Source organism: Roseobacter sp. OBYS 0001 (genome assembly GCF_019654895.1).
Taxonomy (GTDB): Bacteria; Pseudomonadota; Alphaproteobacteria; order Rhodobacterales; family Rhodobacteraceae; genus Roseobacter; species Roseobacter litoralis.
In genome coordinates, this window is the sequence record NZ_BPES01000001.1 from 783,375 (window position 1) to 800,503 (window position 17,129).

The 17,129-nt window shown below is 58.1% G+C and carries 14 protein-coding genes; 5 read left to right on the forward strand and 9 right to left on the reverse strand.

The annotated features are described in order from the left end of the window. Nucleotides 1-2: 2 nt before the first annotated feature. Entirely contained in the window at nt 3-3,467 is a 3,465-nt protein-coding gene (mfd, locus tag K5Q35_RS03790; protein WP_220798500.1) for a transcription-repair coupling factor, read from the forward strand. Here mfd and K5Q35_RS03795 read toward each other — a convergent pair. The 3 genes from K5Q35_RS03795 to K5Q35_RS03805 all read right to left on the reverse strand — a co-directional run bounded on the left by K5Q35_RS03795 (nt 3,464) and on the right by K5Q35_RS03805 (nt 6,961). After that, nucleotides 3,464-4,684 carry a multidrug effflux MFS transporter gene (locus tag K5Q35_RS03795; RefSeq protein ID WP_220798501.1) on the reverse strand — a complete coding sequence of 407 codons (1,221 nt, stop codon included), beginning with the start codon at nt 4,682-4,684 and terminating at the stop codon, nt 3,464-3,466. The genes mfd and K5Q35_RS03795 overlap by 4 nt on opposite strands. A 125-nt stretch (nt 4,685-4,809) precedes the next feature. Beyond that, the gene (locus tag K5Q35_RS03800) at nt 4,810-5,451 is read right to left on the reverse strand and encodes a DsbA family oxidoreductase (protein ID WP_013961728.1); all 642 of its coding nucleotides are present in this window, start codon (nt 5,449-5,451) and stop codon (nt 4,810-4,812) included. After that, nucleotides 5,429-6,961: a class I adenylate-forming enzyme family protein gene (locus tag K5Q35_RS03805; protein ID WP_220798502.1), complete on the reverse strand. Its 1,533-nt coding sequence runs from the start codon at nt 6,959-6,961 to the stop codon at nt 5,429-5,431. The genes K5Q35_RS03800 and K5Q35_RS03805 overlap by 23 nt, the downstream gene beginning before the upstream one ends. A 65-nt stretch (nt 6,962-7,026) precedes the next feature. Here K5Q35_RS03805 and K5Q35_RS03810 point away from each other — a divergent pair, with 65 nt between their 5' ends. Continuing rightward, nucleotides 7,027-7,650, forward strand: a complete 624-nt coding sequence (locus tag K5Q35_RS03810; RefSeq protein WP_044025271.1) for a helix-turn-helix domain-containing protein — start codon at nt 7,027-7,029, stop codon at nt 7,648-7,650. Here K5Q35_RS03810 and K5Q35_RS03815 read toward each other — a convergent pair whose 3' ends face one another. Continuing rightward, nucleotides 7,651-9,468: an extracellular solute-binding protein gene (locus tag K5Q35_RS03815; protein WP_220798503.1), complete on the reverse strand. Its 1,818-nt coding sequence runs from the start codon at nt 9,466-9,468 to the stop codon at nt 7,651-7,653. A gap of 332 nt (nt 9,469-9,800) precedes the next feature. Between K5Q35_RS03815 and K5Q35_RS03820 the strand changes: the two genes are divergently transcribed. Both K5Q35_RS03820 and K5Q35_RS03825 read left to right on the forward strand, forming a co-directional pair. Then, on the forward strand, nt 9,801-10,586 hold the full coding sequence (locus tag K5Q35_RS03820; RefSeq protein ID WP_013961732.1) for a 3-hydroxybutyrate dehydrogenase: 786 nt from the start codon (nt 9,801-9,803) through the stop codon (nt 10,584-10,586). A 78-nt stretch (nt 10,587-10,664) separates the two neighbouring features. Then, nucleotides 10,665-11,702 carry a patatin-like phospholipase family protein gene (locus K5Q35_RS03825; RefSeq protein WP_013961733.1) on the forward strand — a complete coding sequence of 346 codons (1,038 nt, stop codon included), beginning with the start codon at nt 10,665-10,667 and terminating at the stop codon, nt 11,700-11,702. On the opposite strand, the gene K5Q35_RS03830 is transcribed toward K5Q35_RS03825, so the two are convergent. The 4 genes from K5Q35_RS03830 to K5Q35_RS03845 form a co-directional block, all read right to left on the reverse strand. After that, on the reverse strand, nt 11,703-12,419 hold the full coding sequence (locus K5Q35_RS03830; RefSeq protein ID WP_013961734.1) for a DUF502 domain-containing protein: 717 nt from the start codon (nt 12,417-12,419) through the stop codon (nt 11,703-11,705). An 81-nt stretch (nt 12,420-12,500) separates the two neighbouring features. Then, on the reverse strand, nt 12,501-13,433 hold the full coding sequence (locus K5Q35_RS03835; RefSeq protein WP_220798504.1) for a pseudouridine-5'-phosphate glycosidase: 933 nt from the start codon (nt 13,431-13,433) through the stop codon (nt 12,501-12,503). Continuing rightward, nucleotides 13,430-14,323, reverse strand: coding sequence for a PfkB family carbohydrate kinase (locus K5Q35_RS03840; protein WP_220798505.1), 894 nt, complete (start codon nt 14,321-14,323; stop codon nt 13,430-13,432). Before K5Q35_RS03840 ends, K5Q35_RS03835 begins: the two co-directional genes overlap by 4 nt. Nucleotides 14,324-14,374: 51 nt before the next feature. Continuing rightward, the gene (locus K5Q35_RS03845; protein WP_220798506.1) at nt 14,375-15,187 is read right to left on the reverse strand and encodes a DUF4198 domain-containing protein; all 813 of its coding nucleotides are present in this window, start codon (nt 15,185-15,187) and stop codon (nt 14,375-14,377) included. Here K5Q35_RS03845 and K5Q35_RS03850 point away from each other — a divergent pair. Continuing rightward, entirely contained in the window at nt 15,186-16,379 is a 1,194-nt protein-coding gene (locus K5Q35_RS03850; RefSeq protein ID WP_220798754.1) for a HupE/UreJ family protein, read from the forward strand. The genes K5Q35_RS03845 and K5Q35_RS03850 overlap by 2 nt on opposite strands. Nucleotides 16,380-16,381: 2 nt before the next feature. Here K5Q35_RS03850 and K5Q35_RS03855 read toward each other — a convergent pair whose 3' ends face one another. After that, nucleotides 16,382-17,002 carry a thiamine phosphate synthase gene (locus K5Q35_RS03855; protein WP_220798507.1) on the reverse strand — a complete coding sequence of 207 codons (621 nt, stop codon included), beginning with the start codon at nt 17,000-17,002 and terminating at the stop codon, nt 16,382-16,384. Between the last annotated feature and the right edge of the window lie 127 nt (nt 17,003-17,129).

A 17,129-nucleotide genomic window follows, 5' to 3' on the forward strand; every position in this document is an offset into this window, starting at 1 on the left:
CCATGACTGCGCAAACGCATATTACCATTTCAGGCGTGCCGGAAGGCTATGACGCCCGCGTCCTTCTCGACGAGGTTGAAAAGCACAACGCGCCGCTGATGCATATCGCACGCGATGACAAACGGCTTGCTGCGGTGCAGGCTGCGCTGCGTTTCATGGCCCCTGATATGCCTGTGGTGGTTTTTCCCGGATGGGACTGTCTGCCTTATGATCGCATCTCACCCAATGCTGATATCTCCGCACAGCGGATGGCGACGCTCGCGGCATTGATCCACGGCATGCCGGAGCGGTTTATTCTGCTGACCACGCTGAACGCCGCCAGTCAGAAAATTCCTGCGCGTGCGGTGCTCAAGGATGCGGCCTTCAGCGCCAAAGTCGGCAGTCGGATTGACGAAAAGGCCTTGCGCAATTTTCTGGTGCGCATGGGCTTTGTGCAAAGCCCGACCGTAACGGAACCCGGTGATTATGCGGTGCGGGGCGGTATCATTGATATCTTTCCACCCGGGGATATGGGGCCTGTGCGGCTTGATCTTTTTGGTGACACGCTTGATGGCGCGCGGCGTTTTGACAGTGCCACGCAGCGGACCACCGAAAAGCTGGACCTTGTTGAGCTTGCGCCGGTCTCCGAGATCATTCTGGATGAGGCTGCCATCACCCGGTTTCGCCAGAACTACCGGATCGAATTTGGCGCGGCAGGCACCGATGACCCCCTGTATGAAGCCATCAGCGCCGGGCGCAAGCACCAAGGGGCCGAACACTGGTTGCCGTTTTTCCATGACGGGTTGGAAACGCTGTTTGATTACTTGCCAGAGGCTTCTGTGTCGCTGGATGATCAGATCACCGCCGTGCGCGAGGCCCGCTGGGACAGCATCGCGGATCAATATGAAACGCGCCGCATTGCCATGTCCAATCGTTCCAAGATGGACAGTGTGTACAAGCCTTGTCCACCAGAGGCGCTTTATCTGAACAATGCTGCGTGGGACGCGGAAGTTGCCGGGCGCCGCGTGCTGCAACTTGCGCCCTTGCCACAGCCAACAGGCTTGAATGTCACGGACGCAGGTGCGCGGATCGGGCGGAACTTCGCACCCGAACGACAACAGGAAAGCCTGAGCCTGTTCGGGGCTTTAGCCGATCATATTAAAGTAAAGATGGGGGCTGGCCCTGTCCTGATTGCCAGCTATTCTGAAGGCGCGCGCGAACGGTTGACCGGGTTGATCGAAGACGAAGGTCTGGCCGAAGCCATACCGGTACCCAACGCGGCACGGATCGCCAAACGTGGTCTGTATCTGGCGGTCTGGGCGCTGGAGCACGGGTTTGAAGCTCCCGGCCTCACCGTCATCTCAGAGCAGGATGTTCTGGGTGATCGGCTGATCCGTAGCACGCGCAAAAAACGCCGCGCCGAGAATTTCCTGACCGAGACACAATCGCTCAGCCCCGGCGATTTGATCGTGCACGTGGATCACGGCATTGGCCGCTACAGGGGGCTGGAAGTGATCACGGCAGCAGGGGCCGCGCATGAGTGTATTCTGCTGGAATATGCGGAATCGTCCAAGCTGTATCTGCCTGTCGAAAACATTGAGCTGTTGTCGAAATACGGCCACGAAGAGGGATTGCTCGACCGTCTGGGCGGCGGGGCGTGGCAGGCCAAAAAGGCCCGCCTCAAAGAGCGCATTCGCGAGATTGCCGAAAAGCTCATCCGCGTTGCGGCGGAACGTGCATTGCGCAAAGCGCCCGTGTTAGAGCCACCGCCGGGCATGTGGGATGCCTTCAGCGCGCGTTTTCCCTATACGGAAACCGATGATCAGTTGCGCGCCATTGAGGATGTGATTGATGACATGACGTCGGGCAATCCGATGGACCGGCTGATCTGCGGCGATGTGGGTTTTGGCAAGACCGAAGTCGCCATGCGTGCCGCCTTTGTGGCGGCCATGTCCGGGGTTCAGGTTGCCCTGATCGCGCCGACGACCCTGCTGGCGCGCCAGCACTACAAGAGCTTTGCCGAGAGGTTCCGCGGCTTTCCGATCAACGTCCGGCAGCTCAGTCGCTTTGTCTCGACCAAGGACGCGAACGCGACGCGCGACGGCATGAGCCGCGGCACGGTTGATATCGTGATCGGCACCCATGCGCTGTTGGCTCAAGGCATTCGGTTTCAAAACCTCGGGCTGCTGGTCATCGACGAGGAACAGCATTTCGGCGTGACCCACAAAGAGCGCCTGAAACAGCTGCGCACCGACATCCATGTGCTGACGCTGACCGCAACACCGATCCCGCGTACGCTGCAGCTTAGCCTGACTGGGGTGCGCGACCTCAGCATCATTGGCACACCGCCCGTGGACCGGCTGGCGATCCGGACCTATGTCAGTGAATTTGACACGGTCACCCTGCGCGAAGCCTTGCTGCGCGAGCACTATCGCGGCGGGCAGTCGTTTTACGTCGTTCCGCGCATCTCTGACCTGCCGGAGATTGAGGCTTTCCTGACCGAACAACTGCCCGAACTGACCTATGTGGTGGCGCATGGGCAGATGGCGGCGGGTGAGCTTGATGACCGGATGAACGCCTTTTACGACGGTAAATTCGACATTCTGCTGGCCACTACGATTGTTGAATCCGGTCTGGATATTCCAACCGCCAATACGATGGTTGTGCATAGAGCGGATATGTTTGGTCTTGCGCAGCTTTATCAGATCAGGGGGCGCGTGGGGCGGTCGAAAACCCGCGCCTATGCCTATCTGACAACGAAACCCCGCGCGCGACTGACTGCGACGGCGGAAAAACGTCTGCGTGTGCTCTCCAGCCTTGATACGCTGGGGGCGGGGTTCACTTTGGCCAGTCAGGATCTGGATATTCGCGGCGCGGGCAATCTGCTTGGCGAAGAGCAATCAGGCCAGATGCGGGATGTGGGCTTTGAACTTTACCAATCCATGCTTGAAGAAGCGATTGCCAAGATCCGGACCGGTGAACTGGAAGGCCTGTCAGAGGCAGACGATCAATGGGCCCCGCAGATCAACCTCGGCGTGCCTGTCCTGATCCCCGAAGACTATGTGCCGGATCTGGATGTGCGGCTTGGGCTGTATCGTCGTTTGAGCAGCCTCACCACCAAGGTTGAACTGGAAGGGTTTGCCGCTGAATTGATCGACCGGTTCGGCAAACTCCCGCGCGAGGTCAACACGCTGATGCTGGTGGTGCGGATCAAGGCAATGTGCAAACGGGCCGGGATCGCCAAATTGGATGGCGGGCCGAAAGGGGCGACGATCCAGTTCCACAACGATAAATTTGCCTCACCACAAGGGCTTGTATCCTTTATCGAGGATCAGCGCGGGATGGCCAAGGTCAAAGACAACAAGATCGTTGTGCGGCGCGACTGGAAAGCGGATGCCGACAAGATCAAAGGGGCATTTGCCATCGCGAGGGATCTGGCCGAAAAGGTCATCGCCGAGAAAAAGCGCAAAAAGGCAAAGGCCAGCTAAGCCCTTTGCGCGCGTGCCTCAACCCGCGCCATATACATCATCAGCAGGAATGCCAGCAGCGCCAGCACCAAAATGGTGCCAACCAGCGGTCGAATCGTGCCGTCAAACAACAGACCCACTGGGGAGGCGATCACCGCCGCCAGCACGGTCGAAATCGCGCCGATCACACTCGCGGCCATGCCCGCAATATGGCCCATCGGTTCCATCGCGATGGCATTGAGGTTGCCAATGGACAAACCGGCCTGAAAGAACACGAAAGCCTGCCAGATCGCAAAAACGGCAAAGCCCTGGCCGGCGGCGCTCCCGCTTGTCATCAGGACGAGCGTTGACAGACCAATCTGCATGGCCAGACCGATGGTGATCAGGCGGCGCATGCCAAAACGCACAACCAGCATGGCGTTCAGAAAGCTGGAAAGCGCCGAGGACAATGCAATGGCACCGAACCAAAAGGGGAAGGTTTCAAGCTTGTCGAACACAAACTGGTAAATCGGCTGTATCAGCATCAGCAGCGAAAACAGCATGGCCATGGAGAGTGTTTGCACAAAGATCGAAATGCGCACGACCGGGTGTTGCAGCATCTGCCGCACGGCATCCACAATCAGTGCGATTTTCAACGGGCGCCTGTTTGTTTCTGGCAGGGTTTCGGGCAGCCGAAGGCCAAGCCAAACCGCTGAAATCAAAGAGAAGATCATAAAGGCGAGGAAAATACTGCGCCAGCCCGTAAAGTGAATGATAACGACGCCCATGGCGGGCGCAAAGGCCGGAACGATCGTAAAGATGATCATGACGATGGACAGGATGCGCGCCATCTCGCGCCCTGAGAACAGATCGCGCACGATCGCAATACAGACCACACGTGGGCCGGATGCTCCGATTCCCTGAAATACCCGGGCAATCAACATCAGTTCCAGGGACTGACTGGCCCAAGCCACAGCCGCCGAGGCAATGTATAGACCCGCGCCCAGAAACATGATGCGTCGCCGCCCAAAAGCATCCGAAAGTGGTCCGGCAAAAAACGTCCCGATCCCCATGCCCAAAACAAAGGAGGTGATGATCAATGTGGCGCGTGTTGGCTCCAAAGGTGTCAGTTGCGTTGCAATATCGGGCATCGCAGGCAGCATGGCGTCAATCGAAAAAGCGATTGTCGCAAACATCATCGCCATGAGGGCAATGAACTCAGCCCGGGCAATTGGGAGGTGGCGCGTCGTCTGCGTCAAATTTCTGGCCCTGTCTCACTTCGCGCGTTCACAAATTGGCGCTACTTAGCGTCAGACATAACCTAGAGTTGAACCCTCTTCAATCTCGACTTGACGTGACATTTTAACATTTTTGCACAGTAACCTCAGCTATTCGTAGAGACCTCTGCGATGACCTTGTGCCAGAGTTCCGCAGGTTGCGCGCCGGGCACGGCGTGTTTGCCCGCCACAACAAAGGTCGGCACAGACGTGACACCCATACTGCGGCTGTGCGCATCACGCGTTTTGATGTCGTCGATATCGGCATCGGATTTCAAAAGCTTGGCAATCACGGCAGCATCCATCCCGATGCTATCGGCGATATCTCCTAGGACCTCGGCGTTGCCAATGTCCCGGCCTTCTTTGAAATATGCCTTGAACAGAGCCGAAACGGCTGCGGTCTGACGCCCTTCAATCCCGGCCCAGTGGATCAGACGGTGCGCATCTATCGTGTTGGGTGTGCGCTTCATCGCCTCGAAATCAATCTCCAACCCTGCGGCTTTGGCATTTTCAACGACCGGTGCGTAGGCGCGCACTGCACCTTCCTTGCCGCCAAACTTGCCTTCCAGATAGGCGCGGCGGTCCATACCATCGCGCGGCATTTCCGGGTTCAGTTGAAAGGGGTGCCATTCAATCACGAAGGGGTGATCAGGGTTTTCCGCGAGGGCGCGGTCCAGGTGCGCCTTGCCGATATAGCACCACGGGCAAATGGGATCTGATATGATATCAATCTTTGTCTTTTCGGTCATGGTGCCTCTCAAAGCGTTGGCGCAGAACACGGCGCAGGATTTTGCCATTTGCGCCCATGGGCAGGTCCGGCAGGTGTTCAAACACCCGGGGCTGTTTATAGCGCGCGAGTGTGCTCGACACATAAGCGCGCAGCTGCGCCTCGTCCAGTGCGTTTGCGGCGGTGTAAAAGGCGGCGATCACCGTGGTGTCCGTTTTGACTTTGACCTCTGTGACAGCCACTGCCGTGATGCCGGGGCAATCGGCCAGCACGCGTTCGACCTCAATGGGGGACACCCGGTAGCCGCCCGCATTCATCATATCATCATCGCGGCCCATGTAGGTGATGTGCCCCTGCGCGTCCATCACGCCCTGATCGCCGGTCAGAAACCACGCACCGGACATGCGTTCGGCGGTTTCTTTCGGCGCATTCAGATACCCCAGCATCAGCCCCGGATCATTGCGCGCGACGGCGATGGTGCCTTCGTCGCCCAAAGGAACCGGTTCACCGTTTTTCAGCAATGCAATACGTCGACCCTTTTGGGGCTTGCCTAAGGTGCCTGCGGCGTTTTGATCGGCCGGGCTTTGCGAAATAAAAGTTGAGCATTCGGACATGCCGTATGCTTCAAAGACAGGACACCCCGTTGCTGTCACCCAGCGCGCGGCGAGAGCGGGGGGGAGCTTTTCACCCGCACTCAACCCATGGCGCAAGGCAGGCAGGGGCACAGGTTCCGCACCCTCAAGGAGTTGTCGGTATACTCCGGGCGCTGCCGCAAAGATGCTGGCGTCATGCTTTGCCAAAAGCGCGGGTAAGTTTCGCGGTTTGGTGCCGGGCACCGGTATCACAGCGGTGGCACCAAGTGTCCATGGATCCATCAGCCCGGTGCCCAGCGTATAGGTCCAGTTAAAGGCCCCCGCATGCAGCAAACGGTCATCGGGTCGCAAACCATACCATCCGTCAAACATCATCTGCCGCGCCCAGATGGCCCGATGCGCATGCGCAACCGCGCGCGGCTTGCCCGATGTGCCGGAGGTGAAAATGATATACCCAAGGCGGTCCGGGTCGCCCAGATGATAGGGCGCGGCTGGCAGGCTGCGAAAGGACTGCAGGCTATCAAGGTCAATTATCGCAGCGTATTCCGGGCAGCGGATGTCCGGTGCTGCCACCACGGCCTTTGGCGCGACGGTTTTGATGACAAATTCCGCCTCGCCCTGCGTCAGGGCGGCCGAGGTGGGCACCGGGACCAGCCCGGCGGCCATTGCGGCCAGATAGGTGATGGGAAAGTCGATTGTATTGCCAAGGTGCATGACGATCACATCACCCGGCACAAGACCATAGTGCAAGAAACCCGTGGCGGTGCCGAGCACTGCAGCCTCCAATGCGCCAAAAGACCAGGTTTCGGTGTGATCAGGGGACACAATCAGCAAGGCATCTTTTTGCGGACATGCACGGCCAGCGGCCAGTACATGGCGCGTCAGGTTGAAGGGGCTGGGGCACGGGGCGAAAGGACCCGCATCATAGATCGATTTCATACTGCGGTGCTAGCGGGCAGGTAGCGGCGTTGCAAGCCCGTGGGCTTGCGCTTACAAGATCACATATGACCCGGAGTGACCCAAAAACACTGATCAGCCTATCCCGTGAAAACGGCACTGATGAACCTGTGGCCCCGTTGGATTTGGGGGTCCGCGTGCGCGAGTTGCGCAAAGCGCGCGCGTGGACGCTTGAGCAGGCCGCGACCAAGGCGGGGCTGGCACGCTCTACCCTCAGCAAGATCGAAAACGGGCAGATGTCGCCGACCTATGACGCACTCAAGAAACTGGCAACTGGGTTGAACATTTCGATCCCGCAGCTTTTTACGCCGCCGCATGCAGAACAGGCCAATGGGCGACTGGCCGTGACCAAATCAGGTGAGGGTGCAGCACAAGCCACCGTCACCTATGAACATGAGTTGCTGGCGGATACGTTGAGCAAAAAGAAGATGTTGCCCTACCGCACGCGTGTCAGAGCGCGCAAAATGTCGGAATTTGATGGCTGGGTGCGCCATGACGGCGAAGAGTATCTTTATGTGCTGACCGGGGTCATCCGTCTTTACACCGAATTCTATGAACCCATCGAAATGCGGCGTGGGGACAGTGCCTATTACGACGCTACGATGGGTCACAATGTGGTTTCAGTAAGTCCGGAAGACGCCAATATACTCTGGGTCACATCGCTGGTCTGATCAGCTGTCCTCAAACCACCAGACCTGCGGCATGAAATTCGGTCCATCCCCGTAAATTGGCAGTTGTTCTGGGAAACGCAGCCGTGCGTCATGGGCAATCCGCCCGACAGTATTTTGCCAGAAGGGGATCACGTACCGACCAGCAGTGAGGGTCCGATCCAATGCCCTTACTGCCGCAACAAAGTCTTCTTTCGAACGCGCAACCAGCATCGCGTCGATCATGGCGTCAATCACGGGGGATGTTGCCCCCATCAGATTGCGCGACCCTTCCTGATCCGCTGCCGCAGAGCCCCAGTAAAACCGCTGCTCATTTCCGGGCGACAGGGACAGGGCGCGGCGGTAGGGGGTCATGTCAAAATCAAATGCAGTTGTGCGTTGGACATATTGCGCACTGTCTGTTGTCTCAACAGCGACATCAATTCCCAGCCGTCGCAGAGCGCTGACATAAAGGTCCGTGATCGCCTTGTTTTCGCTACTGCCCTGAGACAGCAGGATCGTGAAGGCGAGGGGATCACCTGCGTCGTTTTGCATGACCCCGTCCTGCGCGCTCCAGCCGGCCTCTTGCAGCAAGGCCATCGCTTGACGGATGCCGCGTCGGTTGCGCTCGGAGCCATCGCTTTGGGGCAGGGTGTATCCTTCCAGCGTACCGGGCAGAAGGTCATCCGCAAAAGGAGACAGCAGGTCGGCGACCTTGCCCGTGGCAGGACCGGGCACAAACGCCAGTTCCGAGTTTGAAAAGTAAGACGTGATCCGGGGCTGCGACGACCCGGTCAGCGTGTCGTTGATGAATTCGAAATTGAACGCAAGGATCATCGCCTCGCGCACACGCCAGTCATCAAAAGGAGGCGTGCGCGTGTTCATCACGAAACCCGTCATGCCTGATGGCTTGCCATGGGGGATTTCCGATTTGACAATATCGCCGCGCGCAACGGCTGGGAAATCATACAGCCTTGCCCATTTGTCCGCGTTGAACTCCCGCAGCGCGGAAATCTCGCCCGCCTTGAAGGCCTCGAACATCACCGAGGCATCCCCGTAAAAATCCAGCTTGATCTGGTCGATGTTATGCGTGCCCCGACGAAACGGGATGTCAGCCCCCCAATAGTCAGGGTTGCGCGTGAGTTGCACAAAGCGGCCCGCCTCGTAATCGGACACCACATAGGGCCCGGACCCTATCGGGATATCCGCAAGGGGTGCGTTGGCAAAATCGCGCCCCTCCCACTGCGCTTTGCTCAGGATGGGCCGCATGCCCGCCAGCAGCGCCAATTCGCGACTGTCCCCGGTGAACATGATGCGCAGGCTGCGGGGGCCTGTCTGTGTGATGGTGTCGATTTGGGCATGCAGGCTGTGATATCTGGGGTGACCTTCTGTCCCCAACACCTCGTAGGAAAACAACACATCCTCAACCGTGACCGGCGACCCGTCAGAGAATCGAGCACCCTCACGCAGGGTAAACTCAACCCATGTCCGATCGTCTGGCACCTCTACCGATTCGGCCAGAACGCCGTAAAGCGCGAAAGGTTCATCCCACGAACGTCCCATCAGCGCCTCATGGGTGAAAAACCTGAGCTGCCAGGGGGACGTGCCTTTATGCACGTAAGGGTTGAGGCTATTGAAACCGCCTGTATTGCCCAGCGTGATGCTGCCCCCTTTGGGAGCGTCGGGCCTTGCGTAGGGCAGGGACACAAAATCCGGTGGAAGGGCAGGGTCACCGTACATAGATATCCCGTGCGCAGGCTCTGCGCGCGCCTGAAGCGCACCGAGAATCACCGCAAAGAATGCGAAATTCCGCATCAACCGGAAGAAAAAAACCGTATTCATTTTGGAGACAATTCCCTGCTGCCCTTGTTTTATTGCGCCGAAACCTACCGGGGTATTTCCATCTTATCAAACTTTTAGCTTGGACTGTTGCGGTAGATTGCTTATAAAGAGGTCACTGCTCGATAGGTTTCTTGCCTGTATGAAACCTGCCTCAATAACTTAACGCCTGCCTTGTGCAGGCGTTTTTTTTATTTGGCCATATCGCGTCATTCAAGGCTATCTTGGACCTGCGCGCAGCAGGTGGGCTGATTTCCGCTTTTGCCATTTTCTTTGCACCCGCAGCACGTCATGATGTGTGCAACGCAGCATTTCGAACAAGCAAGGACATCGCTATGAGTTTTGAGATTTCTCTTTCCGGTAAAACCGCCATCGTAACGGGGTCAAACTCGGGCATCGGGCTGGGTATTGCGCGTGAGTTGGCGCGCGCTGGCGCAGACATCGTGCTCAATTCTTTCACGGATAATGCCGAGGATCATGACCTTGCAAAAGAGATTGCGCAGGAAACAGGTGTCACTGCGCGGTATATTCAGGCTGATATGTCCAAAGCCGATGAGTGTCGCGCCCTGATTACAAAGGCTGGCACCTGCGATATTCTGATCAACAATGCAGGCATCCAACATGTTGCGGGCATCCCCGATTTCCCGGTCGAGAAATGGGATGCGATCATCGCGATCAACCTGTCCTCGGCTTTTCACACCACGGCCATTGCATTGCCAATGATGCGTGCTGCGGGCTGGGGCAGGGTAATCAACATCGCCTCGGCACATGGGTTGACCGCGTCGCCTTATAAATCGGCCTATATCGCAGCCAAACACGGCATCGTCGGCTTGACCAAGACGACCGCACTGGAAACCGCGAAGGAACCGATCACCGCCAATGCGATCTGCCCCGGTTACGTGTTGACACCCATTGTCGAAAAGCAAATTCCCGACACGATGAAGGAATATGATATGACACGCGAAGAGGTCATCGAGAACGTGATGCTCACGCGGCAACCGTCCAAAGAGTTTGCAACGGTTGAGCAGATGGGTGGCACGGCGACGTTTCTGTGCTCGGATGCTGCGGCGCAAATTACCGGCACTACCATCAGCGTCGATGGCGGCTGGACGGCGCTGTAACGGATTGTTGTTTCCTGCGGGCTTACATTCAGACCATGGCAGGAACCCATAAAGTCGACCAGAAAAGGCGATAGGAAAATGGCGAAAAAACGGATCAATCTGGCGCTTCAGGGCGGGGGGGCGCATGGTGCTTTTACCTGGGGTGTGCTTGATCGGCTGCTGACAGATGAAGACCTGGACGTGGCCGCGATTTCCGGCACAAGTGCCGGGGCATTGAATGGCGCCGCCTTCAAGGCTGGCATGATCGAAGGCGGGCGCGAGGGCGCGCGCGACATGTTGAACTGGCTCTGGTCAGAAGTCGGCGCGCGACCGGAAATGCAGATGTCGGAATGGATGGCGCCATTTTCCCTGTCCTCCGTTTCCAAGGCCCTTGAAAACTCATTGCCCTACCTCGCTGCTGATGCGTGGTCGCGGGTCGTGTCGCCCTACGCCTACGGTCCTTTTTACAGCAACCCGCTGCGGCCTATCGTGTCCAAATTCAACTATGACGAAGTGCGCGCGGAAAACAGCGATGGGCCCTGCCTCTTTGTCTGTGCAACACGTGTGCGCAGCGGCAAGATCCGTGTTTTCAAAGACAGTGAAATCAGCACGGACGTCATCCTCGCATCCGCCTGTCTGCCGACGATGTTTCAGGCCGTACCGGTCACCGATCCTGTTACAGGCACGACGGAGGATTACTGGGACGGCGGTTATACAGGCAACCCCGCGTTGTTCCCGCTGTTCAATTCGTCTTTGCCCGCCGACATCGTGGTGGTGAACATCAACCCGCTCGACCGGGTCGACACGCCCCGCACGGCACAGGCCATTCAGAACCGGATCAATGAAATCAGCTTTAATTCATCACTTTTGCGCGAGATGCGCGCGATCCACTTCGTGCAGCGGCTGCTGGATAGCGGCAGGTTGGAGTCCGATGAAAAGCAGCGTGTGCTGATGCATATGATTGCGGATGACGCGTTGATGAACGAGTTGTCCGTGGCCACGAAGGTAATCCCAACCGCCTATACACTGGCCAAACTGAAAGAAGCCGGACAACGTGCTGCGGATGATTTTCTGACAGCACACCGCGACGATCTGAACAAGCGCAGTTCGGTCGACATGGTCGAGATGTTTCAGTAGTCAGGCCTGCCCGGACGGGTTTTGATCATCCTTGCCGTTTGGATACACAAGACCGGCTGAAATCACCAGTTTCGCGGCTTCTTCCACCGTCATATCAAGCTTTATGACATCGGTTTCCGGGACGAACAGCAAAAAGCCGGATGTGGGGTTGGGCGTTGTGGGTAGAAAGATGCTCAACATCGGTTGCCCGTCGTTCCCACGCGCGGCAATTTCACCTTTGGTATTGGTCGAAATGAACCCGATCGCCCAAATCCCTTGGCGCGGGTATTCGATCAGGCATGCTTTCTCAAAGGACCGTTCGGATTGCGCAAAAACGGTTTCGGAAATCTGCTTGATGCCTGAGTAAATGGAGCGGACGACGGGGGTGCGCTCCACCAGACCTTCGGCAAAAGAGATCAGCGAGCGTCCGATCAGCCCTTTGGCCATCCAGCCCACGATGATCGTGAACAGCAAAAAGATAACAACGCCGATCCCGCGCACATCGATCTGTACGGAGGGGTCAAGACCCAACAGGTCTTGCAGCACGCGGTCGGGCTGATAGCTATTTGGCACCAGCGGAAGTACGAAACCGTCAATCCAACCGACAACCGACCATATCAGCCAGATGGTCAACCCAACCGGTGCAATGACAACCAGTCCAGTCAGGAAGTTTGAGCGCATCCGGGCAAGAATCCCGCGGCGAGGCGGTGGCATATCAGGGTCGAAAGGCGTGTTCATTCAGTGTCCGTCTTTGCAAGGCACTCGCGATAGTTAGGTGGTTTGGGGACGGTTAACAATGGGGGCTTTTCGCGGAATGACTTACTTTCCCGCAATACGGGCATTGGCGCTCAAGGCTTGAGCGATTGCACCGGCAAGCCGTGCGTTGTTGCGCACCAAGGCGATGTTTGCGGTCAGGGAGCGACCCTCTGTCAACTCATAGATGCGCTGTAGCAGATAGGGGGTGACTGCCTTGCCCTTGATGCCATGCTGTTCCGCATCGGCCTGTGCCGTCGCGATGATGGGCGCAAGTTCTGCGGCGGGAATTTCGTCTTGGCTGGGAATTGGGTTTGCAACCAGCTGACCGCCGGGCAATCCGAGATCAACGCGCATCTGGTGGGCCGCCGCGATATCATCGGCGTTATCCATGCGCAGGGGTGATTTGAACGTGGATGCCGCACTCCAGAAAGCGGGAAAGCTATCCTGACCAAGGGTAATGACGGGCACGCCCTGCGTCTCAAGCACCTCAAGTGTTTTGGCCACATCCAGAATGGCCTTGGCCCCGGCGGCGACGACTGTCACGGGGGTTTGCGCAAGCTCCAGCAGGTCAGCGGAAACGTCAAAGCTTGATTCCGCGCCGCGATGGACCCCGCCAATGCCGCCGGTCGCAAAAACCGAAATGCCCGCAAGGTGGGCTGCGATCATTGTCGCCGAAACGGTCGTAGCACCTGTACCGCCTGTGGCCATGCAGGCGGCAATGTCAGCGCGCGAGAGCTTGGCAACCGATTTCGCTTGCGCGAGCGCTTCGAGTTGATGCGGCTCCAGCCCGATGTGAAGCGTCCCATCCATCACCGCGATGGTCGCTGGCGTCACGCCTGCGCCGCGCAAATCATCTTCGACCTGTCGGGCCACCTCAAGGTTTTGCGGGTACGGCATACCATGCGTGATGATGGTGCTTTCCAGCGCCACGATCGGGCGTCCGGCGGTTTTTGCCGCGGCCACTTCGGCCGAATGAAGCAGGGGTAGGTAGGTCATGAGGGGGTCTCTCCGGATACATAGGTTGCGGCGGCTTTGAGGGCGCTGTCGAGGGCGGCGGCGGGCGCCAACCCTTGGGCCTCCGACGCGATATGGGCGGCCATGAAGGTATCGCCCGCGCCGGTAACGCGGGCGACAAGCACTTGAGGCGGCGTTTGTGTCAGCAGGCCATCCGGTCGACCTTCGGTTGCATCTGCACCGCCGTCGGTCACCAACACCCGTGCCGCCCCCCTGTTCAAAAGGGTTTCCGCAGCCGCGCGGGATGTCTTGAACGACTGGTTACAGAGCAAACCGGCCTCTTCAAGGTTGACGTAAAGCGTGCCACGCCCCTGTTTCACGAACGGGAATAATCGCTCGGCTTTGCCGGGCGAGGCGGGCGCGACGCGCAGATCAGCGGATGCGAACAAGGGGCTCTGCGCGATGTCACTGAGCAATGCGAGCGTCAGATTGCCATCCAGTGCCACGCGACCCTGATAGGGCGCGTGTTCGCTGGCCAAACGCCCATCCGAGAGCGGTGCAAGGATCTTCGCGCCGGCCGCTTCGAGGGAATGCGCATCGGCAATGGCCGCGATCAGGCCGTTTGCCCCTTCGACCGCCATATAACGGTCCGTGGGCAGGTCGTCAGATCGATACACCAAACCGGTAACCATGCCGCGTGCGGCACATGCTGCCAGCAATTCATCCCCTTCGGGATCATGCCCGACCGCCGTCAATAAGGCGGGTGTCAGTCCAAAGCGGGCCAATGTCATCGCGATATTCATTGCCACGCCACCGGGCAGGCGTGTGATGCGGCCCGGGACGTCTGATCCCTGCCGCATGGCACTTGCCGAGCGGCCAATCACATCCCACAAGACGGAGCCGATGCACAGGATATCAGGTTTGGAATTCATGCGGTCTTGTGACGGGGAACCCACAGAGGATCAAGCCCCTGTCGCGCGGGTTTATTCAGAGGGGACAGAAAAGGTCAACGCAGCCCATAGGGTTTCCCAGACCGGCGTGTTTTCAGAACTGCCCGCCAGCGGGTTGGGGCGCAAAACGACGGCGTCAAAAAGATAATCATGACCGGGTTTGACAGGAATAGTGGCATTACCGGTGGCGCCCGTCCGAAACAGGGACACCACCACAGTTCCATTAGCGTCACGTTCAAATACCTCAACCTGCGCATTGGGCCTTGGCGATCTGTCATAGGTCAGGAGCACCTGCATCTGCCCGTTGAAATCTGCGCCATAGGGATTGGTCAGCGCAGTGAACTCCGTTTCCAGTCCAAAGGTGCGATCCGCGCCACGCCCGTGCCCGACGGCGATCAAGGATTTGACGTGCCGGGTGTAGCTTTCGCGAAAACCCTCTTTCGGCCAGCCCATGTTTTCGTGCGTTTCTACAGCGTCGCGAAAATCCTTATGTGCTGCGAATTTCAAAAATTTCTCCCACGCGCGATACGTCAGGCTGGATGCGGTGGTTTCGTGCAGCACGATCAGCAGCCCGTCAGGTTGATCCGACGTTTGCAACGCGGGGATATCCCCCATACGACCCGTGACTGGGCGGACCAATTCACCAGCAACCGTATCGAAACGAGTGAAGCGTTTGTCGAACCACGCCTGCGTGGTGCCTTTGAAGTTTTCCCCGTTTTTCAGGTTTGCCTGAACCGGCGCACCGCTTTCGACTTGATATTTTTCCGGTTCAATCCAAAACTCGTGACAGAAGGCGGGTCCGGCACAAAAGGCCGTCAGAATGATCGAAAGGCGCAAAAAGCCCATGGTGACATCCTTTGTTAATGCAGTATCAAAGCTGTGCCTTTTTCTGCTGGTGTCAACGCTCTTTTGGGGCGGGCAGGTAAAGCAGAGCGCTGCGCATGAGGTGGTGCCGACGATTGCCGATATGACCCTGGCGGAAAACGGCCAGCTTGTGTTTGATTTCCGCATCAACATCGAGGCGTTTCTGGCCGGGATCGATCTGGATGCGGTTGAGGATACGGATGAGGACAGCGCTGCATCCGATTATGATGCGCTGAGGGCCTTGCCCAACGACGATATCAGCGCGCGCGCACAGGAAATCATCGACAGCTGGAACGCGTTGCCGTTTTTGACAACCGATGGCGCGTCGCCCTTGACCCTCGGGACCATCACGATGCCCGAAGACGTTGATTTTGAATTGCCGCGGATTTCCCAGATGCGAGTGAGCGCGCAACTGCCGCCGGAAACCGCGTCGGTGACAGTCAATTGGCCCGCAGGTTCAGGCGCTCTGGTGCTGCGTCAGCAAGGGGTTGAGGCCCCCTACACCGGCTATCTGGATGGTGGCCAGTCCAGCGAACCGATCGCGCTGGCCGGTGGGGATGCGCAAAGCCCCACCACCGCGTTCATGAGCTATATCCCTGTCGGGTTTGATCATATCCTGCCCAAAGGACTGGATCACATCCTGTTTGTATTGGGCCTGTTCTTTCTGTCCACAAGGTGGGGGCCGTTACTGTGGCAGGTCAGCGCCTTCACGTTGGCGCATACGGTGACGTTGGCACTTGGCGCGATGGGGTGGGTTAATGTGCCCGGCAGCATTGTGGAGCCTTTGATCGCGGCATCTATCGTCTATGTGGCGGTCGAAAACCTGTTTCAGCGGGGCCTGACCAAATGGCGCCCCTTTATTATCTTTGGGTTTGGCCTGCTGCACGGGTTGGGCTTTGCCTCTGTGCTGGGCGAGTTCGGATTGCCCGAAAGCCAGTTCATTCCAGCGCTGATCGGGTTCAATGTTGGCGTAGAGTTGGGTCAGTTGACCGTGATCGCGCTGGCGGCTCTGATCCTGTTTGGCTGTACGCGTCTGGCCAGACGATCCGATCTCTCCGAAGCGGAACAGCCCGTCGGGACCTATGCGGTGATGTTCCGCGCTGTGTCCATTCCGGCCTCGCTGATCATCGCCGTGATCGGGGCCTATTGGTGTGTGGAGCGGGTGTTTCTCTGAACCTAGCCCATCGCTTCGAGCAATTCACCGAGGCGCTGCGCGGGGTTCTCCGCCGTCCAGACTTCTTCGCCAAAGGCGAAAAAATCCGTGAAGGGTGTAAGTTGCGCGATCCTTGCGGCGTCCAGACCGCCTTCTGCGACCACTGGGACCTCGATGACCTCGGACCACCATTCAAACACCTCTTGTTCGACATAGCTGCCATCGCCGAGGGCGGAGGCCGCGACGGGCCCGAAACAGACGTAATCTGCACCTGCTTCACCGGCAGACATTCCATCATGTCTCGATGTGCCGCAAAAGCTGCCGATGATCGCCTCGTCACCGAGAAGCTTTCGTGTTTCACGTACGGACCGGGCCGCATCGCTCAGGTGCACCCCGTCCAGCCCAAGGCGATCCGCCAGAACCGAATGATCGCTGAGGACCAGCGCGATATCGCGCGCATGGGTGATTTCACGCAAGGCATCTGCCGCGCGCGACAGGGTGTCTTCGTCCCGCGTCGCCAGATCCAGCCGCACGCAAGCCACCTTATGGGCATCAAGAACCTGTGCCAGCACGTCGGGAAAGCTGCTCAACTCAAACTCCGGTGGCGTAATGAGATACAACTGCGGTTTTTCGGGCAAATCCATGAGCACTGTCCTTGTGGTCTGACGTGAGCAAAGCCCTACCGCAGACGATTGGGAATGAAAACGCATTTGACCCTGGCATGTCAAAATTGCGCCGCAGCTGTTGCAGCCCGTTGCAGTGCGCCGCAGC